A 26,377-nucleotide genomic window follows, 5' to 3' on the forward strand; every position below is an offset into this window, starting at 1 on the left:
GGTGAGCGAGACGAGCACGTCGACTGAGGGCGGTAACACCACCAGCGACACCACGCCCGGCGCTGGCGACGGCTTCAAGCCGATCACTTCGCAGGACGACCTGAACCGGATCATCGGGGAGCGTGTGAAGCGGGCCAAGCCCGCCGACTACGACGACCTGAAGGCGAAGGCCGCGAAGCTCGACGAGATCGAGCAGGCGAACAAGTCGGAGATCGAGAAGGCGAACGACCGCGTCGCCAAGGCTGAGGCCGAGGCGGCGAAGGTGCCGAGCCTGGTCGCCGGCCAGTTGCGTGAGCACCTGGTGAAGCTCCACGCGATCGACTCCGAGGACGCCGAACTGTTCCTCACCGCGACCGACCCCGAGCTGCTGCTGAAGCAGGCGGACCGCTTGCTGGCGCGTGGCTCGCAGCGCAAGAAGACCAACCACGTGCCCCGCGAGGGCACATCTCCCACCTCCGGTGGAAGCGAGGAGCGGGAACTGGCTCGCTCCCTGTTCGCCGGAGACTGACCCGGAAGGAGTACGGCTGTGGCCGTTCTCGCCACGAGCAACATCACCCTGCCGAAGAACATTGCAGCCGGCCTCTTCAGCAAGGCCACCACCGGCTCGGCCGTGGCCCAGCTGTCGGGCGCGGAGCCGCAGCAGTTCGGCGAGGTCACCCACATGACCCTGACCGGCCGGCCGCGGGCCGAGTACGTCGGTGAGGGCGCGGACAAGTCCTCGACGAACGCCACGTTCGGCACGAAGGTCGTGACCCCCCACAAGGTGCAGGTCACGATGCGGTTCAACGAGGAAGTCATGTGGGCCGACGAGGACTACCAGCTCGGCATCCTGTCGACCCTCTCCAGCGAGGGCGGTCTGGCGCTGGCGCGGGCCCTCGACCTCGGTGTCCTGCACGGCATCAACCCGCTCAGCGGCGCCGTCATCGCGGGCATCGCCGCCGGTGACCGGATCGCGTCGACCACCAACGCGGTGGAGATCACGACCGCGACCCTGACCACGCCGGACATCGTCCTGGAGCAGGCCGCCGGCCTGGTCATCGCCGACGGGTACGTGCCGACCGGCATCGCGTTCGACCCGACGTACGCGTGGACGATCGCGACGGCCCGCTACAGCGACGGCCGCAAGAAGTACCCGGAGTTCGGCTTCGGCTCGAACATCAGCGCGTTCGAGGGCCTGACCGCCGCGTCGTCGAGCACGGTGTCCGGCACCCCGGAGGCGTCGGCGAACACCAACATCAAGGCCATCGTCGGCCAGTGGGACCTGCTCCGGTGGGGCGTGCAGCGGCGCGTGCCGGTCGAGCTGATCCGCTACGGCGACCCGGACGGCCAGGGCGACCTGAAGCGCAAGAACCAGATCGCGCTGCGCCTGGAGGTCGTGTACGGCTGGGGGATCATGGACCTGGACGGCTTCGCCAAGGTCACTGACTCGGTGGCGAACGTCTGATGGGCCGCTTCATCAACTCCGAGACCGGGGTCGTCGTGAGCGTGGCCGACGACAAGGACGAGCGGTTCGCGTCGCGCCTGTGGTCGCCGTACGACGGCTCCCAGGCGGGCGGGGACGCCGAGGGCGCCGAGGGCTACGACGCCATGAAGGTCGCCGACCTGAGGGCCGAGATCGAGCGCCGCAACGAGGGCCGCGACGAGGCCGACCTGCTGTCCCTGGACGGCAGGAAGCCCGACCTCGTCGCCGCGCTGAAGGCGGACGACGACGCCCGCGCCAACCAGTAACGGGAGGGGGTGACCCGTGGCTGAGATCATTCAGGTCACCGACCTGCCGGCCAGTCTCCGCACGACGGAGCTGGTCGAGGCGATGGTTGCCGGCGCGAACGCGAAGGCGTCGCGGGTCGCCCCCTGTCTGGCCGCTACCGATCCGGCGCCGACCGCCGACCAGCTCGCCGAGGCGAAGCTGATCCTGCTCGGCGCGGTGAAGCGGTGGGCGGAGGCCGGGTCGGGTGCGCTTCAGCAGCAGGCGGCGGGCCCGTTCAGCGTCACCACGGACACGCGGCAGCGGACCGGCTTCAACCTGTGGCCGAGCGAGATCGAGGCGCTCCAGGAGCTGTGCCGCACAGCCGGCCCGGCGACGGCGTTCGCGGTCGACACCGCCCCCGGTAGCGCGGTCCAGCACTCGCCGATCTGCGCGCTGATGTTCGGGGCGGCGTACTGCTCGTGCGGGGCGGACATCGCTGGCGCTCCGCTGTATGAGCAGGTGGAGCCGTGAGGTTCGCCTACGGCGAGACCGCGGTGATTCTGCGGGCGCCGCTGGTCGCCGGGCCGTACGGCAACGAGGGCCGCGACTGGAACGCCGCCACCCGCACCGACTCGCCGGGGTGGGGCTTCGCGCCCCGCACGCCGGATGAGTCCACCACGTCGGACAGCCCGAGCGTGATCGTCGGCCTGACCGGCTACGGGCCGCCCGACGCCGACGTGCTTCCCACGGACCGCATGGAGGTCCGCGGCGAGGTGTACGAGGTGGAGGGCGAGGTCGGCGAGTGGCGTTCCCCGCTGACCGGCTGGCGGCCGGGCCTTGAGGTGGCGCTGCGGCGCGTCTACATCGCGGAGGGCTGACAGGTGTTCCCGACGATGCCCGACGTCGACCAGGCGTTCGTCGACTACCTCGACACCTTCCCGCCGCTGGTGCCGCTGCACGGTGGCCGTGTCGGCACCCGGCTCGCTGCCGGGTCGCTGCCGTCGGTGAGGGTGGCCCGCATCGGCGGGACGCAGCCGTGGCCGTGGGAGGCCCTGCCGGAGTACCAGGTCGAGTGGTGGGGCGGCAGCGAGTTCGAGGCGAAAACGCTGGCCCGGGCCGGTGAGGCGGCCCTGTGGGGCTTCCACGGCGCGGTCGCCTGGGTGACGGGGGTCGCGCTGCCGGTGTCCATGTTGTGGTCGCCTGACGAGACGTCAGGGCGGGCCCGAGTGATCAGTCAGGTGCAGTACCGAGTGAACCCGGAGGAATCGTGAGCGACCGCGTGGTCACCACCGACATCCCCATCGGCGATCCGGGCCGCGGCGTGTTCGCGTTCCGGGTCGGCGACACCGTGTCGGAGAAGCAGGTCAAGGACAACGGCTGGGAGGCGTACGTCGCCACCGCCAAGTCGAACGCCGGCCAGCAGGCCGTCGCCGAGGCGTCCGGCACGCCGGCCGCGAAGAACGAGCGGAGGGGCTGAGCGATGGCGACGCCGACGATCCAGCCGGGCCAGATCAAGACCGGCCCCGGGCTGATCATCTACAAGTACGGGCTGACGACGATGCCGACCATCACGGCGGCCGGCAGCAAGGTGGTGTTCGACTACGCCACGGACGGCTGGTTGCAGGTGGGTGCGACGGAGGCCGGGCTGACGTACAACGAGTCGACCAGCACCGAGGCGATCCGGGTGGCCGAGTCGGCTTACCCGGTGCGCACGGTGACGACGGAGAAGGGCGGCACGGTCGCCTTCACCATGTCGCACATCTCGGACGTGAACTGGAAGCTCGCCATGAACGGCGGCACCATCACGGTCTCCGGCACCGGTGCGACGAAGCTGTCCGAGTACGTGCCGCCGCTGGTCGGCGCGGAGGTCCGGGTCGCGCTCGGCTTCATCTCGCTGGACGAGGAAGAGGTCCTGATCTGGCCGCAGGTGTTCAACGGCGGCAGCGTGGAGACGGGCCGGGCGGAGATGGCGACGAAGGCGGGGCTGCCGGTCGAGTTCTCGGTGGAGCTGCCCGACACGACGATCCTGACCACCCCGTACAAGCGGTTCACGGCCGGGTCGCTGGCGCAGGCGACGGGGGTCTGACGGTGGCGCACCTGGGCAGCTTCGGCGCCGCGCTGCGGGAGATCGAGCCGGAGTCCGAGCGGGACACGTTCGAGTTCTTCGGCAAGGAGTTCGTCGTCGAGGGCGTCATGCCGGCGATCCTTCGGTTCCAGCTCGCGGCGGCGATGGTCGGCGGGGAGAGCGGCACCAGCGGCATGGGCGCGATGTGGGGGGCGCTGCGTGCGGCCCTCACCAAGCCGGGCGGCGACGACTCGCAGTTCGACCGGTTCTACCGGCTCGCGGTGGCGCACAAGGCCAACGAGGACAGCCTGATGGACCTGGCGTTCAAGCTGTTCGAGGTGCAGGCCGGCCGCCCTACCGTGGAGCCGCAAGGCTCCTCTGCTGGGCAGCAAGCAACTTCGCCGAGTGCGAGCACCTCGTCCTCAACACACCCGGCCTTGGCGCATCTGCGTCCGGTGTCGGAGGTGCTGACTGGCTGACCCGCATCCCGATGCGGCAGCTACTCAACCTGCTCTACATGCACCTGCGCCCGCCACACCACCCGGATTGCGCCCTGGAGTGCGACCGGGACTGTCCGCGTGCCCGCTTCCACGACCTGCTGGAAGCGCCGCTGCCGGGCCGTGACGAGCAGATGCACGAGCGGATCCGGCAGCGCCGTGAGGCGTTGTGGCGGGGCGAGATACCAGCGTGAGAGGGGGCGACCGTGGACGTCGACAGCCGGGGCATCCCGCAGGACGTGCTGGTCGCCCTCTCCGAGCTGCCCGAGGTGCAGGCGGAGACCCGCAAGCTGGCCTCCGACATCGCCCGCGACGCCCGCCTGCTAGCCCCGTCGGAGTCGGGGCAGCTCAAGAGCAAGGGCATCGGCATCGAGCGGATGGAAGACGAACGCACCGGGCTCATCTTCTACGGCGTCGGGTGGACGAAACGCGGCTGGTACGGGTGGATCGTCGAGGCAGGCCATGAGGACGTACCCCCGCGCCCGCACCTCGTGCCGGCAGCCATCAAGCACGGCGCGACGGGCGGCCTGACGGGAGGCGACGACTGATGGCGATCCTGCGGAAGGCGTTCGTCAAGGTCGAGCCGGACACCAGCAAGTTCGACCAGCAGCTCAAGGACAAGCTGCGCAAGACCGACACCAAGCCTGAGGGCGACAAGGTCGGCAAGGAGTTCTCGTCGTCGCTGACCCGGCGCATCGACCGCGAGCTGAAGAAGTTCGACCTGCCGACGCTGGACCTGAAGGGCAACCCCCGCGACGCCATCAAGGCGATCGAGGCGGCGCAGTCGCGGCTCGAGAATCTGCGTGAGGACGCCGACGACGTCGAGCTGCGGATCCGCGCGAACAAGGCACTCGCCGACCTGGGCCGGTTCCGTAAGAGCATCGGCGACGTCGGGGAAGAGGCGGCCCACGGTTTCGTGGCCAGGTTCGGGGCCCGCGTCGGCCCGCTGATGGCGTCCATGCCGGTGGGGCCTGGTGCTGGCGCGGCCGGCGCTGTGCTGGCTGCTGCGCTGGCGCCGACGCTGGCCGCTGGTGTGGCCGGCGCGGTGGTCGGCGGTATTGGTATCGGTGGCGTCATCGGCGGCGTGAAGCTGGCTGCCCGCGACTCGCGGGTGAAGGAGGCCGGTGCGTCGCTGGGCGCGTTCATCCTCGGCGACCTGGAGGGCCGCGCGGCGGGGTTCGTGCCGGTGGTGCTCGACGGCATCAGCGACATCCGCGGCGAGTGGCGCAAGATGGGCCCGGACCTGGACCGCATCTTCGCGTCGTCGCGGTTCGTGGAGCCGCTCGTCGCCGGCGGCGTGGGCGGCGCCCGCCGCATGGTGGCCGGCATCGCTGACGTGGTCGACAAGGCCGACCCGGCGGTGGCGTCCATCGGGGCTGCGTTCGACCGGCTCGGTGAGGCGGTCGGCGACACGTTCACCATGCTCGCTGAGGACGCCGACGAGGGCGCTTCGGCCATCGATGACCTGTCCATGTCGGTGGCGAACTTCATCCGGGTCAGCGGCGGGATCGTCCATGCCGCTGCGGCGGTGAAGGGCTGGTCGGATGCGGTCGACACCGCCATCGACAAGGGCCGCTACTGGACCGAGGACTGGCTGTCGTCGGGTGGCGCGCTGGAGAACTTCGGCTGGCAGCTCGACCTGACGGCGGACGGCTTCAAGGCCGGCAGCAAGGAAGCCGAGGCGTACCGCAAGGCCACCCTCGGCACCGCCGAGGCGGCCGACTTCGCGACGTTGAAGGCTGCTGGCCTGACCGATGGGGAGATCGCCGCCGCCGACGCCTCCGGCACGTTCCGCTCGAAGCTCGACGAGGTCAACCGCTCCCTCGGTGACGCGTCCGGCAAGTACGTGGCGACGGCGAAGACCGCCAAGGAGCTGGAGGCGCAGACCCGGCTGCTCAGCCAGGTCGACGCGATGGCCCAGGGCGAGATGGACCAACTGCTCACCAGCCTCGGCCTGGTCACCGGAGAGATGCAGGCGCAGAAGACCGCCGCGAACCTGCTGCGGCAGGCCCACGACCAGATGTTCGGCGCCGCGATCCGCAACAGCGAGGCGAACGAGGGCTACCAGGCGTCGTGGGATGGCCTGTCCGCCTCGGTGGAGCAGAACGGCCGCAGCCTGTCGATCAACACCGACAAGGGCCGCACCAACCGCGACGCCTTGCAGGAGCTGATCGGCCGGTCGTCGGACCTGGCGTACGCGGAGATCGAGACTGGTGCGAGTGTCGCGGAGGCGACGAAGAAGCACGAGGGCCGCATCAAGGCGATCAAGGAGGAGGCCCGCCGGCTGGGTCTGAACAAGACCGAGACCGAGAAGCTCATCAAGACGTACGGCAACATCCCGCCGAGCAAGACCACGAACCTGCTGGTCGACGGCATGGACCGCATCGTCGGCAGCCTCACGGACCTCTACATCTTCCAGCGCAGCTTGGCGCAGGGCATCACCCTCGGCCAGGCGAAGGAGCAGGTGCTCGGCGGCTACCCGATCAACCCGCGGCTGCTGAAGGCCGACGGCGGCCCGATCCCCGGGCACTCGCCGTCGGAGACCGCCGACAACATTCCGATCTGGGCGACGGCCGACGAGTACATGATCCGGCAGCGGTCGGCGCGGAAGCTGGGCCGCTCGACTCTGGACTACATCAACGAGCGCGGCGAGCTGCCGCCCGTGGCCGGCTATGCCGACGGCGGGGCGATCGGCGCCCTCGCCGGGGCGAGTTGGGCCCGACGGATGAAGTACCCGGTGGATGTGCGGGACACGTTCGTGATGTCGCGGGAGGCTGCGGCGCAGCGGGTGGTTCCGGCGGCCCCGCAGGGTGGCGCTACGGCGCCGTGGATGGTGCAGGTGTTGCGGCAGGCGTTCCCGGCGCTGGGCCTGATCTCCGGGTTCCGGCCGGGCTCACGCACCCTGTCGGGCAACCTCAGCTACCACGCGCGGAACCGGGCGGTGGACTACCCGCCGGACCGGCAGATGGCGCGCTGGGTGTGGTCGAACTACCGGGCCCGCACCAAGGAGTTCATCAGCCCGTTCCAGGAGTACAACATCCTCAACGGGCGTGGGCACCGGTACACGGGCGCGGTGTGGAACCAGCACAACTTCGCTGGCGGCAACGCCCACAACCACTGGGCGATGGCCCGCGGCGGGATCATCCGCGAACCCATCTTCGGCGTCGGCGCGTCGGGCACGACGTACTCGTTCGGCGAGAACTACCGGCCGGAGACGGTCACGCCCGGCGTGCACGGCCCCGGCGGCGCACCCGTGCACTTCCACTTCCACGGCCCGGTCACCAGCAAGCAGGCCGCGCAGGAGCTGGTCCTGTCCGCTTACCAGCAGCTCAAGCGGGAGAGGAAGATCTGATGGCGGTCCGTGGCTACCGCCTCGGCGTCGACTGGTCGAGGCGGGGCACGTACGCCGGGACGCTGGAGGACGTGTCGTCATACGTCCTCGACGAGCCGGTCCTGACGGTGGCGTACGGGCGGGACACGTCGCAGGCCAGCACCGACACCAGCGCGGGCAAGCTGACGGCCGGGCTGCGCAACGACGGCCGGCAGTTCTCCCCGGAGAACACCAGCTCGCCGATCGCCGGCCGGGTGGTGCCAGGCACGCCAGTAGAGCTGACCGTCACACAGGCCAGCAGCGGCGCCCTACGCACCCTGTTCGCCGGGGTCATCGACGACCTGGACGCCGACCCGAGCGCCGCGGCGCACGACGTCACCGTCGACTGTCTGGACGCGTGGGGCCGGCCGGGCGCCGAGCGGCTGTCCACGCCGGTGTACTCGGGGCTGCGCACTGGTGCCGCGATCGGCCTGGTGCTCGACGCGATCGGCTGGCGGGGCGGCCGGGACATTGACCCGGGCGCCACCCTCATGCCCTGGTGGTGGGAGGAGGGCACCGACGCGGCGACCGCGGTGAGCAGGATCGTCGCGTCGGAGGGCCCGCCGGCCATCGCGTACGTCGACGGCGGCACGTTCGTGTTCCGCGACCGGCACCACCGGCTGATGCGGGCGGCGTCGCAGACGTCGCAGGCCACCTTCTCTCACCGGGTGCCCGCCGGGTCCGGGCCGGCCAGCGAGTTGAAGGTGCTGAAGGGCTCGTTCACCTACAACCACGGCCTGAAGGCCATCGCGAACGTGGCCGACTTCAGCGTCGACCAGCGGCAGCCGGGCACCCTCGCCCGGGTGTGGGAGACCGACCAGCCCTTCACCCTCGCGGCGGGCGAGTCTCTGCCGATCACGGTGCAGGGCCACGAACCGTTCGTCGGCGCGGTGGCGCCGGTGGAGGGCGTGGACTACGAGCTGCGGTACGGGTCGGTGACGGTCTCCCTGTCGCGCACCTCCGGGCAGTCCATCACGCTGTTCGTGACCGCTGGCGGGGCGGGTGCGCTGCTCACGCGGCTGGCGGTGCGCGCGTACCCGCTGGCGGTGGCCCGGACGGTGCGGGTCGTCGAGGAGGATCCGTCGAGCGTCGGCACGTACGGGCGGCAGACGTGGCCGGGTGAGGTGCCGTGGGCGTCGGTGTACGACGCGCGGGCGATCGCGGCGCGGATCGTGGCGACGTACGCGACGGCCCGGCCGGTGGTCACCTTCAGGATCGCCAACCTCGACGACGCGTACCTGACGCAGATCCTGACCCGGCGCATCTCCGACCGGGTGACGGTCCGCAACGACGTGCTCGGCGTCAACGCGAGCTTCATCATCGAGCGGATCAGTCACACGATCCGCAAGCTCGGGCTCATCCACGAGGTCGAGCTCGCCTGCGAGGTGGTGGAGCCGTCGCAGCCCAGCAACGTCCTGACGTTCAACGTCGCCGGCAAGGGCTTCGACCAGGGCGCCTTCGGTGTCAACGGCATCGACAACCCATCGAACATGTTCACCTTCAATGCCGTCGGCAAGGGCTTCAACCAGGGGGTGTTCGCGACGTGACCGACATCGCGCAGGTCTACATCAACTGGGGGCGAATGGTCGTCGAGTGCCCCCACGATGGCTGCCTCGACGCCCGGGAGGTCCAGCCCGGTCAGGCGTCGGAGGTGTGCGCCGCTGGGCATCCGCTGACGGTGCAGTGGCCGGACGACATCGCGCAGATCCTCGCGGTCCTCGGCGAGCGTCCGCAGGAGCGCACCCGGAACTGGTTTCCGCAAGGCCACTCGGCGGCTTTGAGGTCGGGACAGCCGCACGGGCAGACCGTGACGGAGCTGCGTGAGGAAGCTCGCGCGCAGGAAGAGGCATCGGTGGATCGCGCCGAGCAGGCCCGCGCTCTCCTCGCTGGTCTCGGCCTGGAGTTCGACCCCGTGACCGGCATCGTGAAGGGACTCTGACATGGCGTGGTCAACGCCCCTGACGGCGGTGAGCAACACGGCGCTGACGGCGGCGCAGTGGAACGCCAGCGTCCGCGACAACCTGCTGGAGACGGCTCCGGCGAAGGCGACGACGGCGGGCCGACTGATCGTCACGACCGGCCCTAACTCGGTGGCGGAACGGGCCGTCGAGTCGGACGCCATCGCCACGACGCAGACGACCGGGTCGACGGGCTACACGGACCTGGCCACGGTGGGCCCGTCGGTAACGGTCACGACCGGCACGAAGGCGATCCTGCTGTGGTCTGCGCTGATGTCAAACAGCACCGCCAACGCCAAGACGTACATGGATTACCAGGTCACCGGCGCGACCACCCGCGCCCCGCAGGACGCGAGTTCGCTGCGGTTCCAGTCCTCGACGGTCGGCCAGGAGGCCCGCTGCGGGCAGGTCATGTTCGAGGAGGGCTTGACGCCCGGCAGTAACACGTTCACCGCGAAGTACCACACCAACGGCGGCACGGGCAGCTTCGGTGACCGCCGTCTGACCGTCATCGCTCTCTAACCCCTCGGAGGACCCTGTGGGCCGTCCCGCCCTGTTCGTTGTTCCGCACGCCGACGACGAGACCCTCGCCGCCGGCGTGGTCCTGGCCGAGCACGTTGCCGCCGGCCGCGACGTGCACATCCTGCTCCTGTCCCGTGGCGAGAAGTCCGTGGTGCTGGAGGGCCTCAACGGCGGCGGCACGATGGGCTGGTGGGGTGTGCCCCACAACCCGGCGCTCGAGGGCTACGAGCTGCTCACGGAGCAGACGTTCGGCGAGGCGAGGCTGCGCGAGCTGGTGGCGGCGGCCGGCGCGCTCGGGATCCCGCAGGAGCGCATCCACGAGGCCGGCCTGCCCAACGAGGGCGTCACCATCGCGGCGGCGAAGGCCGCGATCGTCTCGACGGCCGACGCGATCGGCGGGGACGTGGGCCTGTGGGCGCCGTCGCACACCGTCGACAACCACCCCGACCACCTCGCCGCCGGCCGGGCCGTGCAGCAGCTCGGCACGGAGAACCCGACGCGCTGGTGGGACCGCCGCTACTACATCCTGCCGATGTACTGGCAGGACTCGCGGCTGTCGCAGGTCCAGCACTGGTGGGACTACGCGTCCAGCCCGGCGGTGACGGCCCGGGCCCGCAACGCCTGCCGGGCGTACGGGAGCTGGCAGCCCCGCGCCGGCGTGTTCGCCTGCGGCTACCACTCCGTGTACGCGGCGTTCCGCACCGTCGAGGCCGACCCGAAGTGCCTGGTGCACAAGTGAGGAGGCGGCCGTGACCAGGGCACCGGAGAACCTGCTGGCCGTCCGCCGGCTGCTGCTCGCCCACCTGAACATCGACGAGGACACCGTCCGGTCGCAGGACTTGGAACCCGCCGAGGTCGGCATCGTCGGGGACCCCGCCCACCGGGGCGGCTACCACTGCGGCTCCGACCGGGTGGTGTCCGGCGACTACTCCGTCGTCGAGTCCCCGCGGGACCGGACCGGCCTGACCGAGTTCGCCTCCGCGCTCGACGTCGGCGACTTCTCCGTCTCCGTCCGCGGCAAGCGCCACACGCTGGCCACGTTCTCGATGTGGCTGGTCGCGCAGTGCAAGGCGGGCGCCGACGACACCCGCGACATCCGCGAGGTCATCTACAGCCCCGACGGGCAGGTCGTGCGCCGCTGGGACCGCCTCGGCCGCCGCTCCAGCGGCGACAGCTCGCACCGCTGGCACACGCACATCTCGTATCACCGCGACGCCATCAAGGCCGGCCGGGACCAGACGGCCCTGTTCCGCCGCTACCTCATCCACATCGGCGTCCTGTCGGCGCCGCAGACCGCACCGCAGGAGGACGACATGCTGACCGAGGCCGACGCAAACGTGGTGTGGGCGGCGAAGGCCGCCGAGTACGTCGACGAGCGCGGAGACGGCAAGCGGGACACCCGCACCGTCAAGGACGTGCTGTTCGCCTCGCACGCCATGCTGGTGGCGCTGGCCAAGCCGGGGGACCTGGCCCGCGCCATCGCCGCGGAGCTCCCGCCGGGGGCGCCGGTGGACGACGCCCAGCTGGAGCGGGTGTTCCGGCGGGTCCTCGGCTCCGTCGCCGACGCCCCGCAGAGCTAATGCGCCGGGCGGCCAACGCCCTGCACGGGCGGGTCGGCAGGCGCGGCAGCGCCCTGCTGGCGTTCGCCGCCCTCGACACCGCCTACGGCCTGCGCCTGGCCACCGCCCGCCCCGACAGCAACACCCTCTACGCGTGGCTGCACGGACCCGTGCCGCTGTGGCCGTGGGCGGCGCTGTGGGCCGTGGTGGCCGTGGTCTGCGCCGGTGGGGCCGTCCGAGGCAAAGACCGGGTGGCGTTCGTAGCCGCCATCAGCATCAAGGTGCTCTGGTGCTCTCTGTACCTGTGCGGGTGGCTGCTTGGGGAGCTGCCCGACGGCTGGGTGTCTGCTGCGGTGTGGGGGGCGTTCGCGCTGATCGTGGGTCTGATCGCGGGCTGGCCAGAGCCCATCGACAGTGGAGAGGGGCGGCCCGCGTGGACCCCACCCTTGGAGTGATCTTCGCCGCTGCGTCGGCCGGTGGCATCGACTGGACGCCGGTGGTGGTAGGGCTGCTCTCCGGCGGCGCGGTGGTCGGGGCCAGCATCATCACCAGCCGGGTCGCGGGCCGCGCGCAACGGGACACTGCGCTGCTGGAGTGGGCCAAGCAGCTGAAGGTCAGCGAGCAGGACGCCCGCCGGGAGGCGCAGGAGTCCCGGGAGCGCGCCGACCGAATCAAGGAAGAGGCTGAGGGCGACGTCAAGCGGCTACGCGGCCAGCTCGACGCCATCCAGATTCAGCTCGACATGGCACAGCAGGCGGCGGCCCGGTTGACGGACACGCTGATCTCGGTGGCGGCGGAGGTGTGGCGTCCCGAGCCGGACGTGCCGGCGCTGCGGAAGCTCGTCGGGCGCCCGGGCGCGGTGAACGGCCGGTCGGTGTAGCGGGGGACCGACCGACTCAGTACCCGTCGGGCTGGCGGATGCGCCACTGCCCGTCGGCCTCACCCTGCGCGTACAGCCGCGCCAGCTCCGCCCGCGCAGACGCCTCGTCCGCGTAGTCGACGACCTGCGACGGCTCCTCGCCATCCTGCGGGCCGTTCACGCTCAACCGCACCTGCCACCGGCCTGACCCGTCGCGGTGCTCGAACAACCGCACCACCGCCAGCGGCGCCCACGGGTCGCCCGGCCCGTACAGCCAGCCGTGCTCACGCAACTGCGGCATCCCAGCCATCACCACACCCTAGGAGACCTGATGGAGAAGTACGGCAAGGCCATCGCCGCCGTCATCGGCGCGGTCCTCGTCGCCGCGTACGCCGCCCTCGGAGGCGACAACCGCATCGACGCCGAAGAGGTCGTGCAGATCAGCATCGCCGCCGCGACCGCCGCCGGCGTGTACCTCGTGCCCCTCGCCCCGCAGTACCGGTGGGCCAAGACCGCCGTCGCGGTCGTCCTCGCCGTCCTCCAGGCCCTCGCCACCGCCGTGCTGGGCGGCCTGGACTCCGGCGAGTGGATCGTCCTCGTGCTGGCCGGCCTGACGGCGGCCGGCGTGGCGGTCACCCCCGCGGTGTCCGGCAACGGCGTCGCCAGCCGAACGCCGGTCGCCGCCGACGGCATGTAGCACCACCACCTGCACAGACTGCGGCCCCGCTGCCCTCGGTTCGAGGGTGGCGGGGCCGCTTTCGTCGTGTCCAGGGTCAGGGGTGCAGCCAGGTCCAGCCGGCGGCGCAGTCACGCGTGCTGAAGATGGCGCCCTTCGGCACCTCGACCTGGAGGTAGTGCGGGGCGTAGCCGCCGTCGTCAACGCCGTAGTCCGGCGGCAGGGACACCCCCCACATGCAGTCCGTAGGGTCCGACCCTCCCTCGGTCACCCAGGTGCCGGGCTCGACGAGGTGCGCCTTCTCGCACCACTCCACGTTCTTGCAGCTCGACCCCGCGACGTAGTAGCCGCAGCGGTTCTTGGACACGCAACTGCCGCCCTCGTCAGTCATCTCCGTCGGCAGGGTCGGCTTGTGGGACGGGGAAGCGCTGGGCGTCGGGCTGGCGCTCGGCGTCGGGCCGGGGCCGGCGCTGGTCGCGGCCGGGGCGCTCGACGGCGGGGCGGCGGCCGGCTCAGGGTCGCTGCCGCAGCCGGCCAGGACGGCGACCAGCAGCAGCGCGGCGGGGAGGTGGAGGGTACGGCGCATCCGGGCAGGGTAGCGACCAGCGGCCACAAGGGAGCCCCACCGTCGGGTAGCCGACGCAACAGCGCCCCCGTCCAGCCTTCGGGCCGGGCGGGGGCGCTGTCGCGTGTCTGGGGTCAGGCCGAGCGTGGGCGCGGACCGTACTTCCGGTTGAGGGTGGCCCGGTTGAACCGCGCTGGCGTCATGTCGCCGCACAGGTCGGTGTCGAGCACTCCGGCGTCCCGGGCCGCCTTGATGGCCTCCCACGCCTCTTCCTCGGCCCGCTCTGCGGCCTGCGCCTTGTCGATGGCGGCGGCGCGTAGGCGCTTCTGTTCGTCGGTGTAGGTCGTCTTGGGCCGGATCACGTCGATCACGCTATCAGCTCCCTGTCTCAGTTGACACAGCATCCTTGGCGGGGTTAGCGTCTCATCAGAGACGCAAACGTGCAAGCGAAACCAGGAAGGCCGAGATGACGACCGCCGACTTCGCCGCCGTGTTCGCGGCCCTGTACGCCGCCCACCAGGTCGCCGACCACTGGATCCAGACCGACCACCAAGCCGCCCACAAGGGGCAGCCCGGCTGGGCCGGTCGGCGGGCCTGTGCCGCGCACGTGGCCACCTACGGCGCAACCCAGCTCGCCGCCATCGGCGCCCTGGTCCTCGTGCTCAACCTGACCGTCTCCCCGGCCCATCTCGCCGCCGGCATGGCGGTCAACCTCGGCACGCATTACCTGGCCGACCGCCGCACCCCGCTGCGCTGGATCGCCGGCCGGCTCGGCCTCGCCGGCTTCCTGGCCCTCGGCGCTCCCCGCCCGGGCCGGGACGACAACCCATCGCTCGGCACCGGCGCGTACGCCCTCGACCAGTCCTGGCACGTCGGGTGGCTGTTCATCGCCGCCCTCATCATCGCCGCCTGACCCACTACCCGAAGGAGCAGAGCAATGCAGGTATCGAGGGACATCCTCACCGCCGGCCTGAAGCGTGCCTACGTCTACCAGCTCGGCAACAAGTTCCAGGGCATCTGCACCGGCTGCGGCTGGAGCGTGGAGAAGATCGGCCTTGCTCCGGCGCTGGTGGCCACCAGCGCGCACGCAGGGAAGTGCCGGGCCTGACCGCCCCCGTGGGGCATCCGCCCATCGCCGGATGCCCGCGCGGAGCCGGCCAGAGCACCGGACCAGCACACCGAAGGGAGGCCCGCCGTGGGCCTGTTCAGCAAGAAGTCGACGAGCACCGACGGCAGCGCGTTCCGGGGCGGCTGCTCGGACCACGACATGCGCGGCCCGGTCCGCAGGACGTTCCGCGAGGCCAACAAGGACGCCAACGCCCACAGCAAGCGGATGCACGGCGGCAAGAACCCGCACGGCTACGTCCAGGGCGGCAAGTAACCAGCCACGTAAGCGGGCCCCGGCCGAGCGATTCCGCCGCCGGCCAGGGCCCTTGACCAGGAAGCGAGTCCTGACCCATGCCCATCATCAACTACGCGTTCACGTCTGCGCAGCCCACCACCGGGTTCCGCGTCGAGGAACGCACCATCGACGCCAGCAGCGCCTCCGGCCCCGACGGCCTGACGAACGCGACGCTGACCGCCCGCGACATCCACACCGCCGCCGACCGTGACGGCGCCCTCAGCGTGTTCCGCACCCTCCTGGCCCTCGACCCGGACAAGTACCGGCCGGGCAGCGGCTACCGCCTGGTCCTCGTCGAGGCGAACGGCGGTGACCGGTGATGGCGTTCGTCGACAAGCTGGTGAAGCGCACCGTCCTCGTGTGCGCCGCTCTCGCCGCCATGGCGTTCATGTCCAACCACCAGTCCGAGCCGTGCACCGGCCAGCAGGTCGGCGCGGGCGGCATGTGCGTCTCGACGCAGGTGGGAGGCGTGCTGTGAGCGCCGCCGGTCACCTCCTGCTGATCCTCACCGGCGGGCCCGTCGCCCTCGGCGGCCCGGTGGCCCTCGCGTACCTGCTCGTGCAGAAGCCGGCCGACGACGCTGCGCAGGCCGCTCGCGCCCGGGCGGCGGCCGAGCGTGCGGCACAGCGCCGGGCGTCGCAGCCGCGTCGGAAGGAGCTGACGCACTGATGTGCACGATCTCCGGCACCTGCGGCTGCCAGCGCGGCCTCGGCAGCTTCCTGCTCGCCTTCACCGGCCGAGCCCTGTGGGAGCTGCTGAAGGCCCTCGCCCAGGCCGTGCAGCTCCTGCTCCTCGCCGTGTTCGTCGCCGTCCGGTGGGGTGCGCCGCGCGTGTACCGGCTGGCGCGGCGCGGCTACCGGGAGGGCCGCCGCCGCTGGCTGATGCGGCCCGTCGTCCTCGACCCCCGGCCGGCTGCCGCCCTGCCTGAGCAGCCCACCGCCATGACCCTCACTGATCTGCTCGACAAGCAGGAGGCCAACGCATGACCGCCCCGACCGTGAACGGCGTGAAGTACCCGCAGCCCGTCGATGCGTTGCTGCCGAAGGCCCGCGAGCTGGCCGCCGAGCTGGGCACGATGCCCAGCCGCAATCGACTGATGCGTACCTTCCGCATCGGTGCGCCGAAGGCCGACGAGCTGCGCGACCGGCTGCGTGAGGACGCCGAGGAGAAGGCACGGGAGGCCGGCACGGATCCGGCCGACATGATCCTGGCCGCCGGCAGGCTCGCCGATGAACTCGGGTTCGTCCCCGCCACCCCGGTGCTGGCCGACGTGTTCGGCGTCGACGAGAAGCGGGCCGGCGCCCTGGGGAACCTGATGCGGATGGCTCGGGCGCGCTCCGGTGCGCCGGTCGACCCGGTCGAGGAGCCCGACGACGAGCCCGCCACGGACCCGTGGGACTACGCCGAGCCGATCGGCCCGAACCCGGGTCCGACCGACCCCGCTCCGGCCGCAGACCCGGGCACGGACCCGCTCGACATCACCCCCGCCCCGGCCGCCGAGACGGACCAAACGGAGGCGCTGCGCGGCTACCTCGCCGCCCGGGGATCGCTCATGGAACCCCGCGTGGACCCACCGGACACCCAGGTCCAGCCCGCCACCGAACCGGCCCCGGAGCCCGTTCCGGCCCCACCCGCCGCCGAGCCGGACGAGCAGGTCACGACGGCCGGTCACCCGGGTACGCCCACCCCCGCCAAGCCGGCCCGTCGGGCCGTCGTGTGGCCCATCGTCCTGCTGGCCCTGCCCGCGTTCGTCGCGATCTGGGGCGGCTGGGTCGGACTCGGCGGACTCACCGGGTTCGGGAAGGTGAACCTGCTGCCCGGCATCGTGGCGCCGGGCGGCTGGGCGACGATCGACTCGGCGATCACGCTGCCCGTCGGCGTGGAGACGTACGGCGCGTACGCCCTCTACATCTGGCTGTCCGGGCGCGTGCCGGGCACCGCTCGCACCTTCGCGAAGTGGTCGGCGATCGCCTCGCTGATCGTCGGCGCGCTCGGCCAGGTCGCCTACCACCTGCTCGTCGCCGCCGGCGTAACCGCGGCCCCGTGGTGGATCACCACCCTCGTCGCGTGCCTGCCCGTCGCCGTGCTCGGCATGGGCGCCGCCCTGGCCCACCTCGTGCGAGAGGAGCACTGATGGTGAAGCACACCTTCTGGCGGGTGTCGTACCGCTACCTCGCCGGACGGCCCCTCGACGGCCGCACCGGCTACCCGTACCGCACCCGCGGCCCCGCTCGCATGACCGGCTGGCAGAGGCAGATCTTGCGCATCGGCCTGCCGGCCACCGCCGGCATGGTCGCGGCCATGCCGGAGCCCACCCTGACCGCCGCCAGCAGCGTCGCCGTCGCAGCGGTATGGCGGGGCCGGCAGCGAGTGGTACGGCGCCGGTTCCACGCCGCGTACATCGCGCCCACGCTCGCCGCCATCACCCCGCCGCTCGGGTTGCAGACCGGCGTGAAGCTGCACGTCGACCCGTCGCTCGGCAACCTCACCCCACGGCTGGCCAAGCCGCTGTCACCCGCCGAGGAGAAGGTGCGGCTCTGGTACGGCGAACACGTCGAGCCGGTGCTGCGGTGGCTGCCCGAACACATGCAGCGTGGCCTGTGGGCGCTCCAGCGGCACGCCCGGCCGGCCACGTCGCGGCTGGAGATGTTCCGCCGCCCGGCGCCCGAGTACGGGCCGCGCATCGAGCTGACCATCGACAGCCCGTACCTCACCGGCGATCAGCGGAGGCTCGTATCGTCCATCATCGGCAGCAAGATCCCCGTCGCGGACCTCGTCGAGTCGTGGGACCAGGTCGGCCCCCGGGTCCGCGCCCGCTGGACGGTCCGCAAGCGCCCCCCGGCGCTGGTCGGCCACGACCAGCTCGTCGAGCGGCTGCCCAGGCTGGCCGAGTGGGAGTTCTACATCGGGCAGGGCGCGGGGGACAACCCGGTCGTAATCTCCCTGCACGACGACTCCCCGCACATCGCCGCGTCGGCCGGCAGCGGCGCCGGCAAGTCGGTGCTCGCGCAGCTCCTGGCCGTGCAGGTGCTCGCCCGCGGCGGCCGGGTGACCATCCTCGACCGCAAGGGATCGCACCGGTGGGCCGTCGGCCTGCCCGGCGTCGACTACTGCACCCGGCCGGCGCAGATGCACGACGCGCTGATCCGCCTCGCCGGCAAGGCTGACGAGCGCAACACGCTGGCGCTGCACGAGCCGGAGGACTGGGACCCGGGCGAGCGTGAGCTGGTCATCTGCGAGGAGCTGAACGCCACCATCGGCCAGTTGACGAACTTCTGGGCGGAGGTGCGGGAGAAGAGTGATCCGAAGCGGTCACCGGCCATCTCCGCCCTGGCGGACCTGCTGTTCATGGGCCGGTCGGCGAAGGTGAACGTGTTCGCCATCGCGCAGATGCTCACCGCCCGGGCGATCGGCGGCCCCGAGGCGCGGGAGAACTTCGGCATCCGCTTCCTGGCCCGCTACACGACGAACAACTGGAAGATGCTCGTGCCGGAGGCCGCGATGCCCCGCTCGTCGCGCACCCTCGGCCGGTGGCAGGTCGTCATCGGGGGCCAGGCGACGGAGGTGCAGGTCGCCTACCTGACCGTGAAGCAGGCCCGCGCGCTCGCATGTCCCCGGTCCCCGGAGACATTGCAGGTAGAGGCCCTATCAAGGCCTGCCGGGGACTTTCTGACGCTGCGTGAGGCGGTGGAGGCGGGCGTGCTCCCGTGGACGTTCGAGGCTGCCAAGAAGAGGTTGCAGCGAAAGGTCGGGACGGTGCCCGCGCCGCGCAGCAAGCGGGGGACCGCGGACCTGTACGCGCGACCCGATCTGGACGCATGGGTGGCGAGCAGCAAGGCCGATGTGGAGGTGCGCGGGTGAGGGGTGGCTGGGTCGGCTGCGTGCTCGTCGCCGTGGTCGTGCTGTGGTATCCGCTGCACTGCGTGGTGCGTCCGCAGCGGGACTGCCGCTGGTGCAAGGGCCGCGGTGTGCACCGGTCGGAATCGGACCCGACGCTGTCTCGGCGGTGCTGGTGGTGCAAGGGTGCGCCGCGCCGGGATCGGTTCGGTACGCGGTGGTGGAAGCGCCGTCAGCGACGGCGAGCCGGCCGCTAAGCGACGAGCCCTCGGCCCTGGTGGTCGGGGGCTTCGCTGTGTCCGACTCAGGCCAAGACACGGGCAACGGCCTGCACCACGGCGGCGACCAGGGGCGTTCGAGGCGCCGAAGCCACCGCGCCCGACAGGCAAACGTTCGAACGTTGCGCCCGGCGAACGTCCACCCCGGACCCCCTACCGTCCGCCAGGTGATCGACCTGCACTCCGGCGTGCCGCGGCACCGCCAGCTCGCCGACGAGCTGCGCACGCGCATCCGCGCCGGGGACTACCCGCCGGGCGCCCTGCTGCCCTCAGAGACGCGGCTGAGCCAGGAGCACGGGGTGGGCCGCGGTACGGTCCGTCGGGCGGTGGGGCTGTTGCGGGCGGAGGGGCTGGTCGACGTGGCGTCGGGTCGCGGGACCCGGGTGCGGATGCCGACGGAGCGGCAGCGTGTGTCGGTGCCGCGCGGTTCGGAGGTGTTGGCGCGGATGCCGACGGCTGAGGAGCGGGCCGAGCTGGACGTACCGGATGGAGTGCCGGTGATGGTGGTGTCGTTGGGCGGGCGGGTGCGCGGCGTGTATGCGGCGGATCGGACGTTGCTGACCCTGTCATGATCGACGATCAAACTTAAGTCGTACACGTGTACGACACGCCCGGGATGGGATTTCCACGGGCCGCATTTTGCAGATGACGCACCGTCAGGAGCACTGCAAACTACCCAGATCTACGCACGTCACTCATCTACCCGCCAGTAGATCCAGCGTGGACAGATGCGAGTTCCTTTCCCTTGCGCAACCATGTCTCCCTAGCTGCCACAGGTCCCACCGGCGGGATCACTGGCACGGCCACCGGGGGGAGGCCTGCGTGCAACCACCACGCACAATCGTTCGCGCCATCCTGGCCTGTGCCCTGGCCATCGCCGCCGTCCTGCCCAGCGCACCCGCCGACCAGCCGCCCCCGTCGGCGGCAACCGCCGTCACGGCAGCCGCCGGCAACCCGGGCAGCTGCGGCCACGATGACCCACACCCGGTACAGCAGGCCGACGTCCGCCCCCTGGCCGTCAAGCCGCCCGGACAGAGCGAGGGCGGCCACCTCGCCGACGGCACCCTGCCAGCAGCCGTAGGCGCGCCGGGCCTGGCTCGCCTCGCCGAGCTGCGGCCCCGCTCGCACCTGCCCGGAGGCCGCGCTGGCGGCGTGGACACCCGACCTGCCTGACCGCACCACGCCCGCGACCCCGCGCGGGCACCGGGAGGCCGGCACCGCAACCCCGACCTCCGTTCACCACCAGCACAACCGAACGGAGCTGACCCAGTGCACAACCGCAAGACCCCGCACAACCTCCCCGAGGACGACAACATCGCCCCCGGGCTCGGATACGCAATCGTGGCTGCCGCCAGCTTTACCTGCGCCCTTATCGCCTGCCTGATCGGACAGACCACCCACATACAGGTCGATCGAGAGCTGTACGGCATCGCCCTGAGCGCCTTCATCGTTGGCGCCTGCGGGTACCTCGCCCGCTCCGCCGAAGCCCGCATCCGCCGCGACCTCGCCGTCCAGATGGAGCAGCTCGTCGACCGGGTCGAAGAGACGATCCGCGACACCCCGCCGACCGTGTCGTACCTGCCACACCGGACCCGGACCGAGGGACAGCGCCCGATCGCCGTGGGGGGCGAGGGGGACGTTGTCCGGCTGATGCCGACCGGCCTGGACCCTGACACGGCAGCCGCCGTTCGGAGCATCAGCCGGCGACTGGCTGCCGGGAACGGCGAGAACTGACGATCGTGGCGGATGGCGAGCCTGATGGGTGTTCGCCATCCGCCACGATCGTGACGTAGGTGTCGAACATCGTCCCTCCAGGGGAGATCGGGCTTGCCATCGCGAGTCGACTCGGTGCCGAGCCTGGGCCCTCGGCCCGGGCGCCGCCAGCACCGCGCGCCGACCTGTGGACAACCGGGCCGCCTGTGGACAAGAACCTGATCAAGGTCCCGGTGTGCTAGGGCCGGGTGGCCCTGGGAAGCCCGGTCCCTCGGCTCGATGATCATCTGGCCGGCCGCCGCCACGGACGGGGCGACACGTCACGTTCCGGACGGAGCGCGGCGGGGTATGGATTCGATCAACCGCACCGCCGACAGCACGACGAACGAGAGGTCAGCGATCATGAAGATGACCAGCACCGCAGCCGCCACCGTCTCCGGCGAGGCGCGGCGATGAGCGCCGTCGCCAACCCGGCCACCGTGGCGGAGTGCCTGCGGGTCGGCGCGGGGTTCTCCCAGGGCGACCGGAACTGGATCGCGGAGCAGTTCGCCACGCTCGACTCCCGGCTGGCCGGGTTCCACGCCGACGCCACCGAGCTGGAGGTGTCGGTCAAGGACCGGGAGGCCAAGGGTCAGAAGGTCACCCTGGAGTGCTGGATCGCCGGCCGCCAGAAGATCGTCACCACCTCGGCCGAGGAGGACCTGCACGCCGCGCTCAACGACGTCCGCGACGACCTGCGGCGGCGACTCAACGACGCGAAGACCAAGCAGGAGCCGCGGCACAACAAGCACCTGCGCGACGTGCCCCCGCCGGCCGCCGAGGTCGAGCCCGACACCGACCCGGCCCGCGCCGAGGCGGAGACCGTCTGACGCGTACGCCCGAGGCCCCGTCCGCCGGGTGCGGGCGGGCGGGGCCGGGCAGCGCGCCCAGAGCTACCGCCCGGTAGCTTCCCGGCGTACCGTCGGGGGCGTGGAACCGGACCTGCTGGGCCCGCCGTACGAGCGGGAGACGATCGACCTGGGCACCGACGACGAGGGGCCGGTGGTCGCCACCCTCGTGCGGCGCCGGGCCGACCGACCGACGGGGCGTGCCGTGCTCTACGTGCACGGCTTCACCGACTACTTCTTCCAGAGCCACCTCGGCGACTTCTTCGCCGAGCGGGGTTGGGACTTCTACGCCCTGGACCTGCGCAAGTACGGGCGCAGCCTGCGGCCGCACCAGACGCCGAACTTCTGCCGCGACCTCAGCGACTACTTCCCCGAGCTGGACGCCGCCGCGAGGATCATCCGCGAGGACGACGGGCACGACACGCTGCTCGCGATGGGCCACTCCACCGGCGGGCTGATCATGCCGCTCTGGGCGCACGCCCGCCGCGACGCCGGCATCATCGACGGGCTCTTCCTGAACAGCCCCTTCTTCGACATCAACGCCCCGTGGCTGGTGCGCCGCCCCCTCGCCGCCGCCGTCGGCCAACTGGGCCGCCGGGCGCCGCGCCGGGTGCTGCCGTTCGGGCTGGGCACGGTCTACAGCGAGAGCCTGCACGCCGAGCACCACGGCGAGTGGACCTACGACCTGGCCTGGAAGCCGCTCGCCGGGTTCCCGGTCCGGGCCGGCTGGCTCAACGCCGTCCGCACCGCCCAGCGGCAGCTCCGCGCCGGCCTGGACATCCAGGTGCCGGTGCTGCTCGCCTGCTCGACCCGCTCGTTCAAGGGCACGAAGTGGCACGAGTCGGCCGCCCTCGCCGACGCCGTCCTGGACGTCGAGCACATGGTCCGCTGGGCGCCCCGCCTCGGCCGGCACGTCACCGTGGCACGCTTCGACGGCGGCATGCACGACCTCACGCTCTCCGGTCCCGCCGTACGCGAAAAGGTCTTCGCGGAGGTCGGACGCTGGGCCGACGCGTTCTTCGACGCCGGGCCGACGGTCCGCGCCGGGGAGCGCCCACCGGCGAGCCGGCAGCCGGCGGACGAAGCCGACCCGGCGCCCGCCCCCGCGCAGGCCGGCTGAGCGCCCACGCCGGCCGCGCGCCGCGCCGCCGGCCTCACGCCCGGTCGACGGCCGCCCGGATCCGGTCGAAGGTGGCCAGCGGGTGGCCGCCGTCGCGGGCCGGCAGGACCAGGCCCAGGCACCGCAGTCCCACCTCGCCGTCGTCGCCGGCCTGCACGCCGAACACCGGCGCCCCCACGTAGCCCGTCGGCAGCTCCGCCATGAGCCGGACGCCCCCGCCCACGCGCGCCACCCGCTCGATCGCCACCTCCAGCGGCCGGGCGCCGTCCGCGCCGACGCCGTGGGCGAGCACGACGGCCGAGCCGGGCTCCGCGCCGATCCGGGCGATCGCGTCCCGGTCGGCCGCGATGGCGTCCGGCACCTGCTGGGTACGCCACCGCCAGCCCTCCCCGGCGGCGTGCTCGTGCAGCCCGGTGGTGGGCAGGACGGCGACACCGGGATCCTCGTGGTGCCGCCACCGGTCGGCGAGGTCGGACAGGGCCACGGCGTCGGCGGCGACCCCGGCCGGCTCGGTCACGCTCGCCCGCAACCCGATCTCCCCCGCCCCGGCGTGGGTGAGCGCGTCGGCGGTCAGCAGGTGTTCCCGCCCCTGCCAGGTGACGAGGAACGCGGTGCCCTCGCCCCGGTCGCCGTCCGCTGCCACGGCGTCGGTCCGGCGGATGGGCAGGATCGCGCGGCCGAGGAGCTGGCACAGCTCGTAGGCGACGTCGTTCTCGGTGTCCGGGTCAAGCAGCACCAGCCGAGGGTACGACCCGACGGTCCCGGGGCCGCGCGGACGCCGGAACCCGGGTGACCGGCGCCGGGGGCGCGTGCGACCCTGATCCGCGACGTGGCACGCGACCACCCGATCCACCGGTCACCCGGCAGGCGGCGGTACCCTTCTCGCGCGACACGCACGCGCGCGCCCGTAGCTCAGCGGATAGAGCAGGGGACTTCTAATCCCAAGGCCGCAGGTTCGAATCCTGCCGGGCGCACCAGGACTTTCTCTCGGCCGGTCATGCCGCGTGGGGCGGCGCGTGGTGCCAACGAGCCGCCGCCGATGTCGCCGAGATTCGTAGCTACTTCCACCGGCACGCCGACCCCGGCACCGGAGGCGAGATCTTCAGTCTGGCCAAGCCACGAACATGCGGTACAGCGGCGCAAGATCATGACTTGGCCGCAGATCCGGGAGCCGACCTGTCCATTCCGCTGCAACCCGACGCACTTGATCATCCTGCCAGCATCGGACGAGTGGCGATCGACCTCGTAGCTCGCCGCCGCACAGCCGGACACGTGGTCGTACAGCCAAGACAGCTTCCGGCTGCGACGATCACAACAGCCTTCGCACAGCCGGTCGGACGGTTCCGATCTTGACGCCGGCCGTCGCTGCGCCCGAGGGTGACCGGATGACGTCGAAGGTCTGGCTCACCCGTGATGAGGACTTCCGCCCCGGTGCCGAGCTCTTCCGCAGCGAACGGCTGTTCGCCCTGTGGTCGTACTCGGCCACCCACGGCCAGCTGCTGCTGCGGGCGGACCTGATGCCCGACGGTGGCCGTCACCTGCCGACGACGGTGGAGGTGCTGTTCAACCCGGTCGACGCGGTGCAGATCCAGGCGGCGTACCGCGGGTTGGTGATCCGCTGCGCGACCGAGGAGGAGGCCGCGCGGATCCACGGTGGCATCCCGGACGACGACCACCGGTCCGAGGGCGCCCGGGTGCTCGTGTTGGCGAGCGAAGGGGTGACGGGCTACGTCGTCACCGGCAACGTGGGGTGGTGCGAGGGCGAGCTGTCGTACCTGCAACCCTCGTTCTTCAACACGTTCAGTCCGTACAACCCGGTGTGGCCGGCCAAGCCGCTCACGGGGGTCGGCGGTGAGCTCGACATAGCCTCGCCGCAGGAGGTGGCGGATGCGTTCCTCACGGGCCTGCCGGGGAGCGTACGACGAGACCGGCACCGCAGCGTGCATCTGCTCACGGCGGTGACCGAGCAGGACGGCCGCCGACGCCGGGACAACCTGGGCGTCTTCCTCACCGAGGCGGACGCCGAGGAGGCGAGGCGGCTGGTCGAGCCCCACGCCGCGAGTTGCTGGGTCGAACCCCTGCCGGTGGTGCTGTAGCAGGCTCTCAGCGGAGCCGGACGTCGAGGGCCGGGAAGTCGTACCAGCTCAGTTCGAAGGACGACCCGGCCTCCGGGACCACCGGGAACACGCCCCAGCTCTCCACCCGCGTGCCGGGCGCGATGCTGAAGGACTCGTCGGGTCGCGTCGTGGTGCACCAGGTGGACTCGGGACGCACCGTCCGGCCGTCCGACAGCACGATCCGTGACGAGGTCCGGTCGACCTCGACGGTCGGGCAGCTCACCGGCCACGCGACGGAGGAGTCGTTGCGGTACGTGAGGTTCAGCCGCAGCTTGCCGCCGGTGGTCTCGGCGCTGGCCAGCGTGACGGTCAGCCCCGCCCGGCTGTAGAGCAGCTCGTCGAGCGGGTAGGTCCGGGCTGCGGGCTGCGACGGCGACGGACCCGAGCCGGTGGCCGCGGAGCCCGCCGACGGGCCGCCAGTGGTGGCAGCGGCGGTGGTGGCGACCGGTCCGGACGGGGTGGGGTCGACCGGCCCGGATGCGGTGCGGTCGGCCAGGTACCACCCGCCGAGGGTGCCGACCACGGCGAGGCATGCCGTCGCGGCGATGACGGCGAGCAGGCCGGCGTACCTTTTCGTCACGGTGGGCTCCCGGCGGCGGTAAGAACGGCGATGGCGCGAAGGTAGCACCACGGTCCAATGTCGGCGGTACGCCGCAGGCAGGGCGTAGCGTCGGGGCATGGACGTCGACTGGAACGGTGAGCTGCTCGAACAGCTCGACTGGCACTGGCGGGGGCAGGCCCGCCCGCGCCTCGACGGGCTGACCGACGCCGAGTACCACTGGGAGCCCGTCCCCGACGCCTGGGGCGTCCGGCCGCGCGGGCGGAGCACCGCCCCGATGGCGCTCGGGCAGGGCGACCACCTGATCGAGTTCGCGTCGCCGCAGCCCGAGCCCGCGCCCGTCACCACGATCGCCTGGCGGCTCGGGCACCTCGTCGTGGGGGTGTTCGGCGCCCGCGTCGCCGCCCACTTCGGCGGTCCCCCGGTGGACTACGGCTCCTTCGCGTACGCCGGCACCGCCGACGCGGCGCTGGCGCAGCTCGACGAGGCGTACGACCGGTGGGTCGCCGGCGTGCGCGGCCTGGGCCGCGAGGGCCTGGCCCGGCCGTGCGGCCCGGCGGAGGGGCCCTACGCGGACCGGTCGCTGGCGACGCTCGTGCTGCACATCAACCGGGAGGCCATCCACCACCTCGCCGAGATCGCGCTGCTGCGCGACCTGCACCTGCGCCTCGGCTGACCCCGGCGGGCGCCGGCGGGGCACCCGGGT

General features: G+C 71.9%; 40 protein-coding genes and 1 tRNA gene. 36 read left to right on the plus strand and 5 right to left on the minus strand.

Annotated elements, in window-relative coordinates; genetic code table 11:
* Position 1 precedes the first annotated feature (1 nt).
* From AB0G08_RS13055 to AB0G08_RS13145, 19 genes are read left to right on the plus strand one after another with little or no spacing between them, the layout of a single operon-like run.
* On the plus strand, positions 2-508 hold the full coding sequence (locus AB0G08_RS13055) for a hypothetical protein (RefSeq protein ID WP_358086803.1): 507 nt from the start codon (positions 2-4) through the stop codon (positions 506-508).
* Positions 509-526: 18 nt separating this feature from the next.
* A complete protein-coding gene (locus tag AB0G08_RS13060) occupies positions 527-1,444 on the plus strand; it encodes a hypothetical protein (RefSeq protein WP_358086805.1) in 918 nt (305 codons plus the stop codon).
* Positions 1,444-1,728 carry an SAP domain-containing protein gene (locus AB0G08_RS13065; protein WP_358086807.1) on the plus strand — a complete coding sequence of 95 codons (285 nt, stop codon included), beginning with the start codon at positions 1,444-1,446 and terminating at the stop codon, positions 1,726-1,728. Before AB0G08_RS13060 ends, AB0G08_RS13065 begins: the two co-directional genes overlap by 1 nt.
* A 16-nt stretch (positions 1,729-1,744) precedes the next feature.
* The gene (locus AB0G08_RS13070; protein WP_358086809.1) at positions 1,745-2,218 is read left to right on the plus strand and encodes a hypothetical protein; all 474 of its coding nucleotides are present in this window, start codon (positions 1,745-1,747) and stop codon (positions 2,216-2,218) included.
* Entirely contained in the window at positions 2,215-2,565 is a 351-nt protein-coding gene (locus tag AB0G08_RS13075) for a hypothetical protein (protein ID WP_358086811.1), read from the plus strand. Before AB0G08_RS13070 ends, AB0G08_RS13075 begins: the two co-directional genes overlap by 4 nt.
* Positions 2,566-2,580: 15 nt before the next feature.
* Complete coding sequence (locus AB0G08_RS13080; protein ID WP_358086813.1) at positions 2,581-2,958, plus strand: hypothetical protein; 378 nt, start codon at positions 2,581-2,583, stop codon at positions 2,956-2,958.
* On the plus strand, positions 2,955-3,164 hold the full coding sequence (locus AB0G08_RS13085) for a hypothetical protein (protein WP_358086815.1): 210 nt from the start codon (positions 2,955-2,957) through the stop codon (positions 3,162-3,164). Before AB0G08_RS13080 ends, AB0G08_RS13085 begins: the two co-directional genes overlap by 4 nt.
* Before the next feature lie 3 nt (positions 3,165-3,167).
* Positions 3,168-3,773: a hypothetical protein gene (locus AB0G08_RS13090; RefSeq protein WP_358086817.1), complete on the plus strand. Its 606-nt coding sequence runs from the start codon at positions 3,168-3,170 to the stop codon at positions 3,771-3,773.
* A gap of 2 nt (positions 3,774-3,775) precedes the next feature.
* Complete coding sequence (locus AB0G08_RS13095; protein ID WP_358086819.1) at positions 3,776-4,231, plus strand: hypothetical protein; 456 nt, start codon at positions 3,776-3,778, stop codon at positions 4,229-4,231.
* An 11-nt stretch (positions 4,232-4,242) separates the two neighbouring features.
* Positions 4,243-4,443, plus strand: coding sequence for a hypothetical protein (locus AB0G08_RS13100; protein ID WP_358086820.1), 201 nt, complete (start codon positions 4,243-4,245; stop codon positions 4,441-4,443).
* Positions 4,444-4,455: 12 nt separating this feature from the next.
* Positions 4,456-4,797 carry a hypothetical protein gene (locus AB0G08_RS13105; protein ID WP_358086822.1) on the plus strand — a complete coding sequence of 114 codons (342 nt, stop codon included), beginning with the start codon at positions 4,456-4,458 and terminating at the stop codon, positions 4,795-4,797.
* The gene (locus tag AB0G08_RS13110; protein ID WP_358086824.1) at positions 4,797-7,601 is read left to right on the plus strand and encodes a hypothetical protein; all 2,805 of its coding nucleotides are present in this window, start codon (positions 4,797-4,799) and stop codon (positions 7,599-7,601) included. Before AB0G08_RS13105 ends, AB0G08_RS13110 begins: the two co-directional genes overlap by 1 nt.
* A complete protein-coding gene (locus AB0G08_RS13115; protein WP_358086826.1) occupies positions 7,601-9,166 on the plus strand; it encodes a hypothetical protein in 1,566 nt (521 codons plus the stop codon). Before AB0G08_RS13110 ends, AB0G08_RS13115 begins: the two co-directional genes overlap by 1 nt.
* Positions 9,163-9,558, plus strand: a complete 396-nt coding sequence (locus AB0G08_RS13120) for a hypothetical protein (RefSeq protein WP_358086828.1) — start codon at positions 9,163-9,165, stop codon at positions 9,556-9,558. The genes AB0G08_RS13115 and AB0G08_RS13120 overlap by 4 nt, the downstream gene beginning before the upstream one ends.
* Before the next feature lies 1 nt (position 9,559).
* Positions 9,560-10,099, plus strand: coding sequence for a hypothetical protein (locus AB0G08_RS13125; RefSeq protein ID WP_358086830.1), 540 nt, complete (start codon positions 9,560-9,562; stop codon positions 10,097-10,099).
* A gap of 16 nt (positions 10,100-10,115) precedes the next feature.
* Complete coding sequence (locus tag AB0G08_RS13130; RefSeq protein WP_358086832.1) at positions 10,116-10,838, plus strand: PIG-L family deacetylase; 723 nt, start codon at positions 10,116-10,118, stop codon at positions 10,836-10,838.
* Positions 10,839-10,848: 10 nt separating this feature from the next.
* On the plus strand, positions 10,849-11,679 hold the full coding sequence (locus tag AB0G08_RS13135) for a hypothetical protein (RefSeq protein ID WP_358086834.1): 831 nt from the start codon (positions 10,849-10,851) through the stop codon (positions 11,677-11,679).
* On the plus strand, positions 11,679-12,113 hold the full coding sequence (locus AB0G08_RS13140; protein ID WP_358086835.1) for a hypothetical protein: 435 nt from the start codon (positions 11,679-11,681) through the stop codon (positions 12,111-12,113). The genes AB0G08_RS13135 and AB0G08_RS13140 overlap by 1 nt, the downstream gene beginning before the upstream one ends.
* Positions 12,092-12,538 (plus strand): hypothetical protein, encoded by a 447-nt coding sequence (locus AB0G08_RS13145; RefSeq protein WP_358086837.1) that lies wholly within the window; start codon positions 12,092-12,094, stop codon positions 12,536-12,538. Before AB0G08_RS13140 ends, AB0G08_RS13145 begins: the two co-directional genes overlap by 22 nt.
* A 16-nt stretch (positions 12,539-12,554) precedes the next feature.
* On the opposite strand, the gene AB0G08_RS13150 is transcribed toward AB0G08_RS13145, so the two are convergent.
* Positions 12,555-12,827, minus strand: a complete 273-nt coding sequence (locus AB0G08_RS13150) for a hypothetical protein (RefSeq protein WP_358086839.1) — start codon at positions 12,825-12,827, stop codon at positions 12,555-12,557.
* A gap of 21 nt (positions 12,828-12,848) precedes the next feature.
* Here AB0G08_RS13150 and AB0G08_RS13155 point away from each other — a divergent pair, with 21 nt between their 5' ends.
* Positions 12,849-13,214 carry a hypothetical protein gene (locus tag AB0G08_RS13155; RefSeq protein ID WP_358086841.1) on the plus strand — a complete coding sequence of 122 codons (366 nt, stop codon included), beginning with the start codon at positions 12,849-12,851 and terminating at the stop codon, positions 13,212-13,214.
* A 76-nt stretch (positions 13,215-13,290) separates the two neighbouring features.
* On the opposite strand, the gene AB0G08_RS13160 is transcribed toward AB0G08_RS13155, so the two are convergent.
* Positions 13,291-13,779, minus strand: coding sequence for a hypothetical protein (locus AB0G08_RS13160; RefSeq protein WP_358086843.1), 489 nt, complete (start codon positions 13,777-13,779; stop codon positions 13,291-13,293).
* 113 nt (positions 13,780-13,892) lie between these two features.
* On the minus strand, positions 13,893-14,129 hold the full coding sequence (locus AB0G08_RS13165) for a hypothetical protein (protein WP_358086845.1): 237 nt from the start codon (positions 14,127-14,129) through the stop codon (positions 13,893-13,895).
* A 95-nt stretch (positions 14,130-14,224) separates the two neighbouring features.
* On the opposite strand from AB0G08_RS13165, the gene AB0G08_RS13170 reads away from it, so the two are divergent.
* The 13 genes from AB0G08_RS13170 (at position 14,225) to AB0G08_RS13230 (ending at position 22,995) form a co-directional block, all read left to right on the plus strand.
* Entirely contained in the window at positions 14,225-14,671 is a 447-nt protein-coding gene (locus tag AB0G08_RS13170; protein ID WP_358086847.1) for a transcriptional regulator, read from the plus strand.
* 24 nt (positions 14,672-14,695) lie between these two features.
* Positions 14,696-14,866: a hypothetical protein gene (locus tag AB0G08_RS13175; RefSeq protein ID WP_358086849.1), complete on the plus strand. Its 171-nt coding sequence runs from the start codon at positions 14,696-14,698 to the stop codon at positions 14,864-14,866.
* 87 nt (positions 14,867-14,953) lie between these two features.
* Positions 14,954-15,139, plus strand: coding sequence for a hypothetical protein (locus tag AB0G08_RS13180; RefSeq protein WP_358086851.1), 186 nt, complete (start codon positions 14,954-14,956; stop codon positions 15,137-15,139).
* Positions 15,140-15,216: 77 nt separating this feature from the next.
* Positions 15,217-15,480 (plus strand): hypothetical protein, encoded by a 264-nt coding sequence (locus AB0G08_RS13185; RefSeq protein WP_358086853.1) that lies wholly within the window; start codon positions 15,217-15,219, stop codon positions 15,478-15,480.
* Positions 15,480-15,638: a hypothetical protein gene (locus tag AB0G08_RS13190; RefSeq protein WP_358086855.1), complete on the plus strand. Its 159-nt coding sequence runs from the start codon at positions 15,480-15,482 to the stop codon at positions 15,636-15,638. Before AB0G08_RS13185 ends, AB0G08_RS13190 begins: the two co-directional genes overlap by 1 nt.
* Positions 15,635-15,829 carry a hypothetical protein gene (locus AB0G08_RS13195; RefSeq protein ID WP_358086857.1) on the plus strand — a complete coding sequence of 65 codons (195 nt, stop codon included), beginning with the start codon at positions 15,635-15,637 and terminating at the stop codon, positions 15,827-15,829. Before AB0G08_RS13190 ends, AB0G08_RS13195 begins: the two co-directional genes overlap by 4 nt.
* Positions 15,829-16,146: a hypothetical protein gene (locus AB0G08_RS13200; protein WP_358086858.1), complete on the plus strand. Its 318-nt coding sequence runs from the start codon at positions 15,829-15,831 to the stop codon at positions 16,144-16,146. The genes AB0G08_RS13195 and AB0G08_RS13200 overlap by 1 nt, the downstream gene beginning before the upstream one ends.
* Before the next feature lie 329 nt (positions 16,147-16,475).
* Positions 16,476-17,294, plus strand: a complete 819-nt coding sequence (locus tag AB0G08_RS13205; RefSeq protein ID WP_358086976.1) for an ABC transporter permease — start codon at positions 16,476-16,478, stop codon at positions 17,292-17,294.
* Positions 17,294-19,021, plus strand: a complete 1,728-nt coding sequence (locus AB0G08_RS13210) for a hypothetical protein (protein ID WP_358086859.1) — start codon at positions 17,294-17,296, stop codon at positions 19,019-19,021. The genes AB0G08_RS13205 and AB0G08_RS13210 overlap by 1 nt, the downstream gene beginning before the upstream one ends.
* 421 nt (positions 19,022-19,442) lie before the next feature.
* On the plus strand, positions 19,443-19,847 hold the full coding sequence (locus tag AB0G08_RS13215; RefSeq protein WP_358086861.1) for a GntR family transcriptional regulator: 405 nt from the start codon (positions 19,443-19,445) through the stop codon (positions 19,845-19,847).
* Between the two features lie 697 nt (positions 19,848-20,544).
* On the plus strand, positions 20,545-21,009 hold the full coding sequence (locus tag AB0G08_RS13220) for a hypothetical protein (RefSeq protein ID WP_358086863.1): 465 nt from the start codon (positions 20,545-20,547) through the stop codon (positions 21,007-21,009).
* A 431-nt stretch (positions 21,010-21,440) separates the two neighbouring features.
* A complete protein-coding gene (locus AB0G08_RS13225; RefSeq protein WP_358086864.1) occupies positions 21,441-21,857 on the plus strand; it encodes an HPF/RaiA family ribosome-associated protein in 417 nt (138 codons plus the stop codon).
* 100 nt (positions 21,858-21,957) lie between these two features.
* The gene (locus AB0G08_RS13230; RefSeq protein ID WP_358086866.1) at positions 21,958-22,995 is read left to right on the plus strand and encodes an alpha/beta hydrolase; all 1,038 of its coding nucleotides are present in this window, start codon (positions 21,958-21,960) and stop codon (positions 22,993-22,995) included.
* 34 nt (positions 22,996-23,029) lie between these two features.
* On the opposite strand, the gene AB0G08_RS13235 is transcribed toward AB0G08_RS13230, so the two are convergent.
* Positions 23,030-23,731, minus strand: a complete 702-nt coding sequence (locus AB0G08_RS13235; protein WP_358086868.1) for a hypothetical protein — start codon at positions 23,729-23,731, stop codon at positions 23,030-23,032.
* Between the two features lie 165 nt (positions 23,732-23,896).
* On the opposite strand from AB0G08_RS13235, the gene AB0G08_RS13240 reads away from it, so the two are divergent.
* Positions 23,897-23,972: transfer RNA gene (locus AB0G08_RS13240), tRNA-Arg, on the plus strand.
* Positions 23,973-24,380: 408 nt separating this feature from the next.
* Complete coding sequence (locus tag AB0G08_RS13245; RefSeq protein ID WP_358086870.1) at positions 24,381-25,091, plus strand: hypothetical protein; 711 nt, start codon at positions 24,381-24,383, stop codon at positions 25,089-25,091.
* Between the two features lie 7 nt (positions 25,092-25,098).
* On the opposite strand, the gene AB0G08_RS13250 is transcribed toward AB0G08_RS13245, so the two are convergent.
* Positions 25,099-25,692, minus strand: a complete 594-nt coding sequence (locus tag AB0G08_RS13250) for a hypothetical protein (protein ID WP_358086872.1) — start codon at positions 25,690-25,692, stop codon at positions 25,099-25,101.
* A gap of 97 nt (positions 25,693-25,789) precedes the next feature.
* On the opposite strand from AB0G08_RS13250, the gene AB0G08_RS13255 reads away from it, so the two are divergent.
* The gene (locus tag AB0G08_RS13255; protein ID WP_358086874.1) at positions 25,790-26,347 is read left to right on the plus strand and encodes a DinB family protein; all 558 of its coding nucleotides are present in this window, start codon (positions 25,790-25,792) and stop codon (positions 26,345-26,347) included.
* Positions 26,348-26,377 lie beyond the last annotated feature (30 nt).

It is taken from the genome of Micromonospora sp. NPDC023644 (assembly GCF_040640115.1).
GTDB lineage: Bacteria > Actinomycetota > Actinomycetes > Mycobacteriales > Micromonosporaceae > Micromonospora.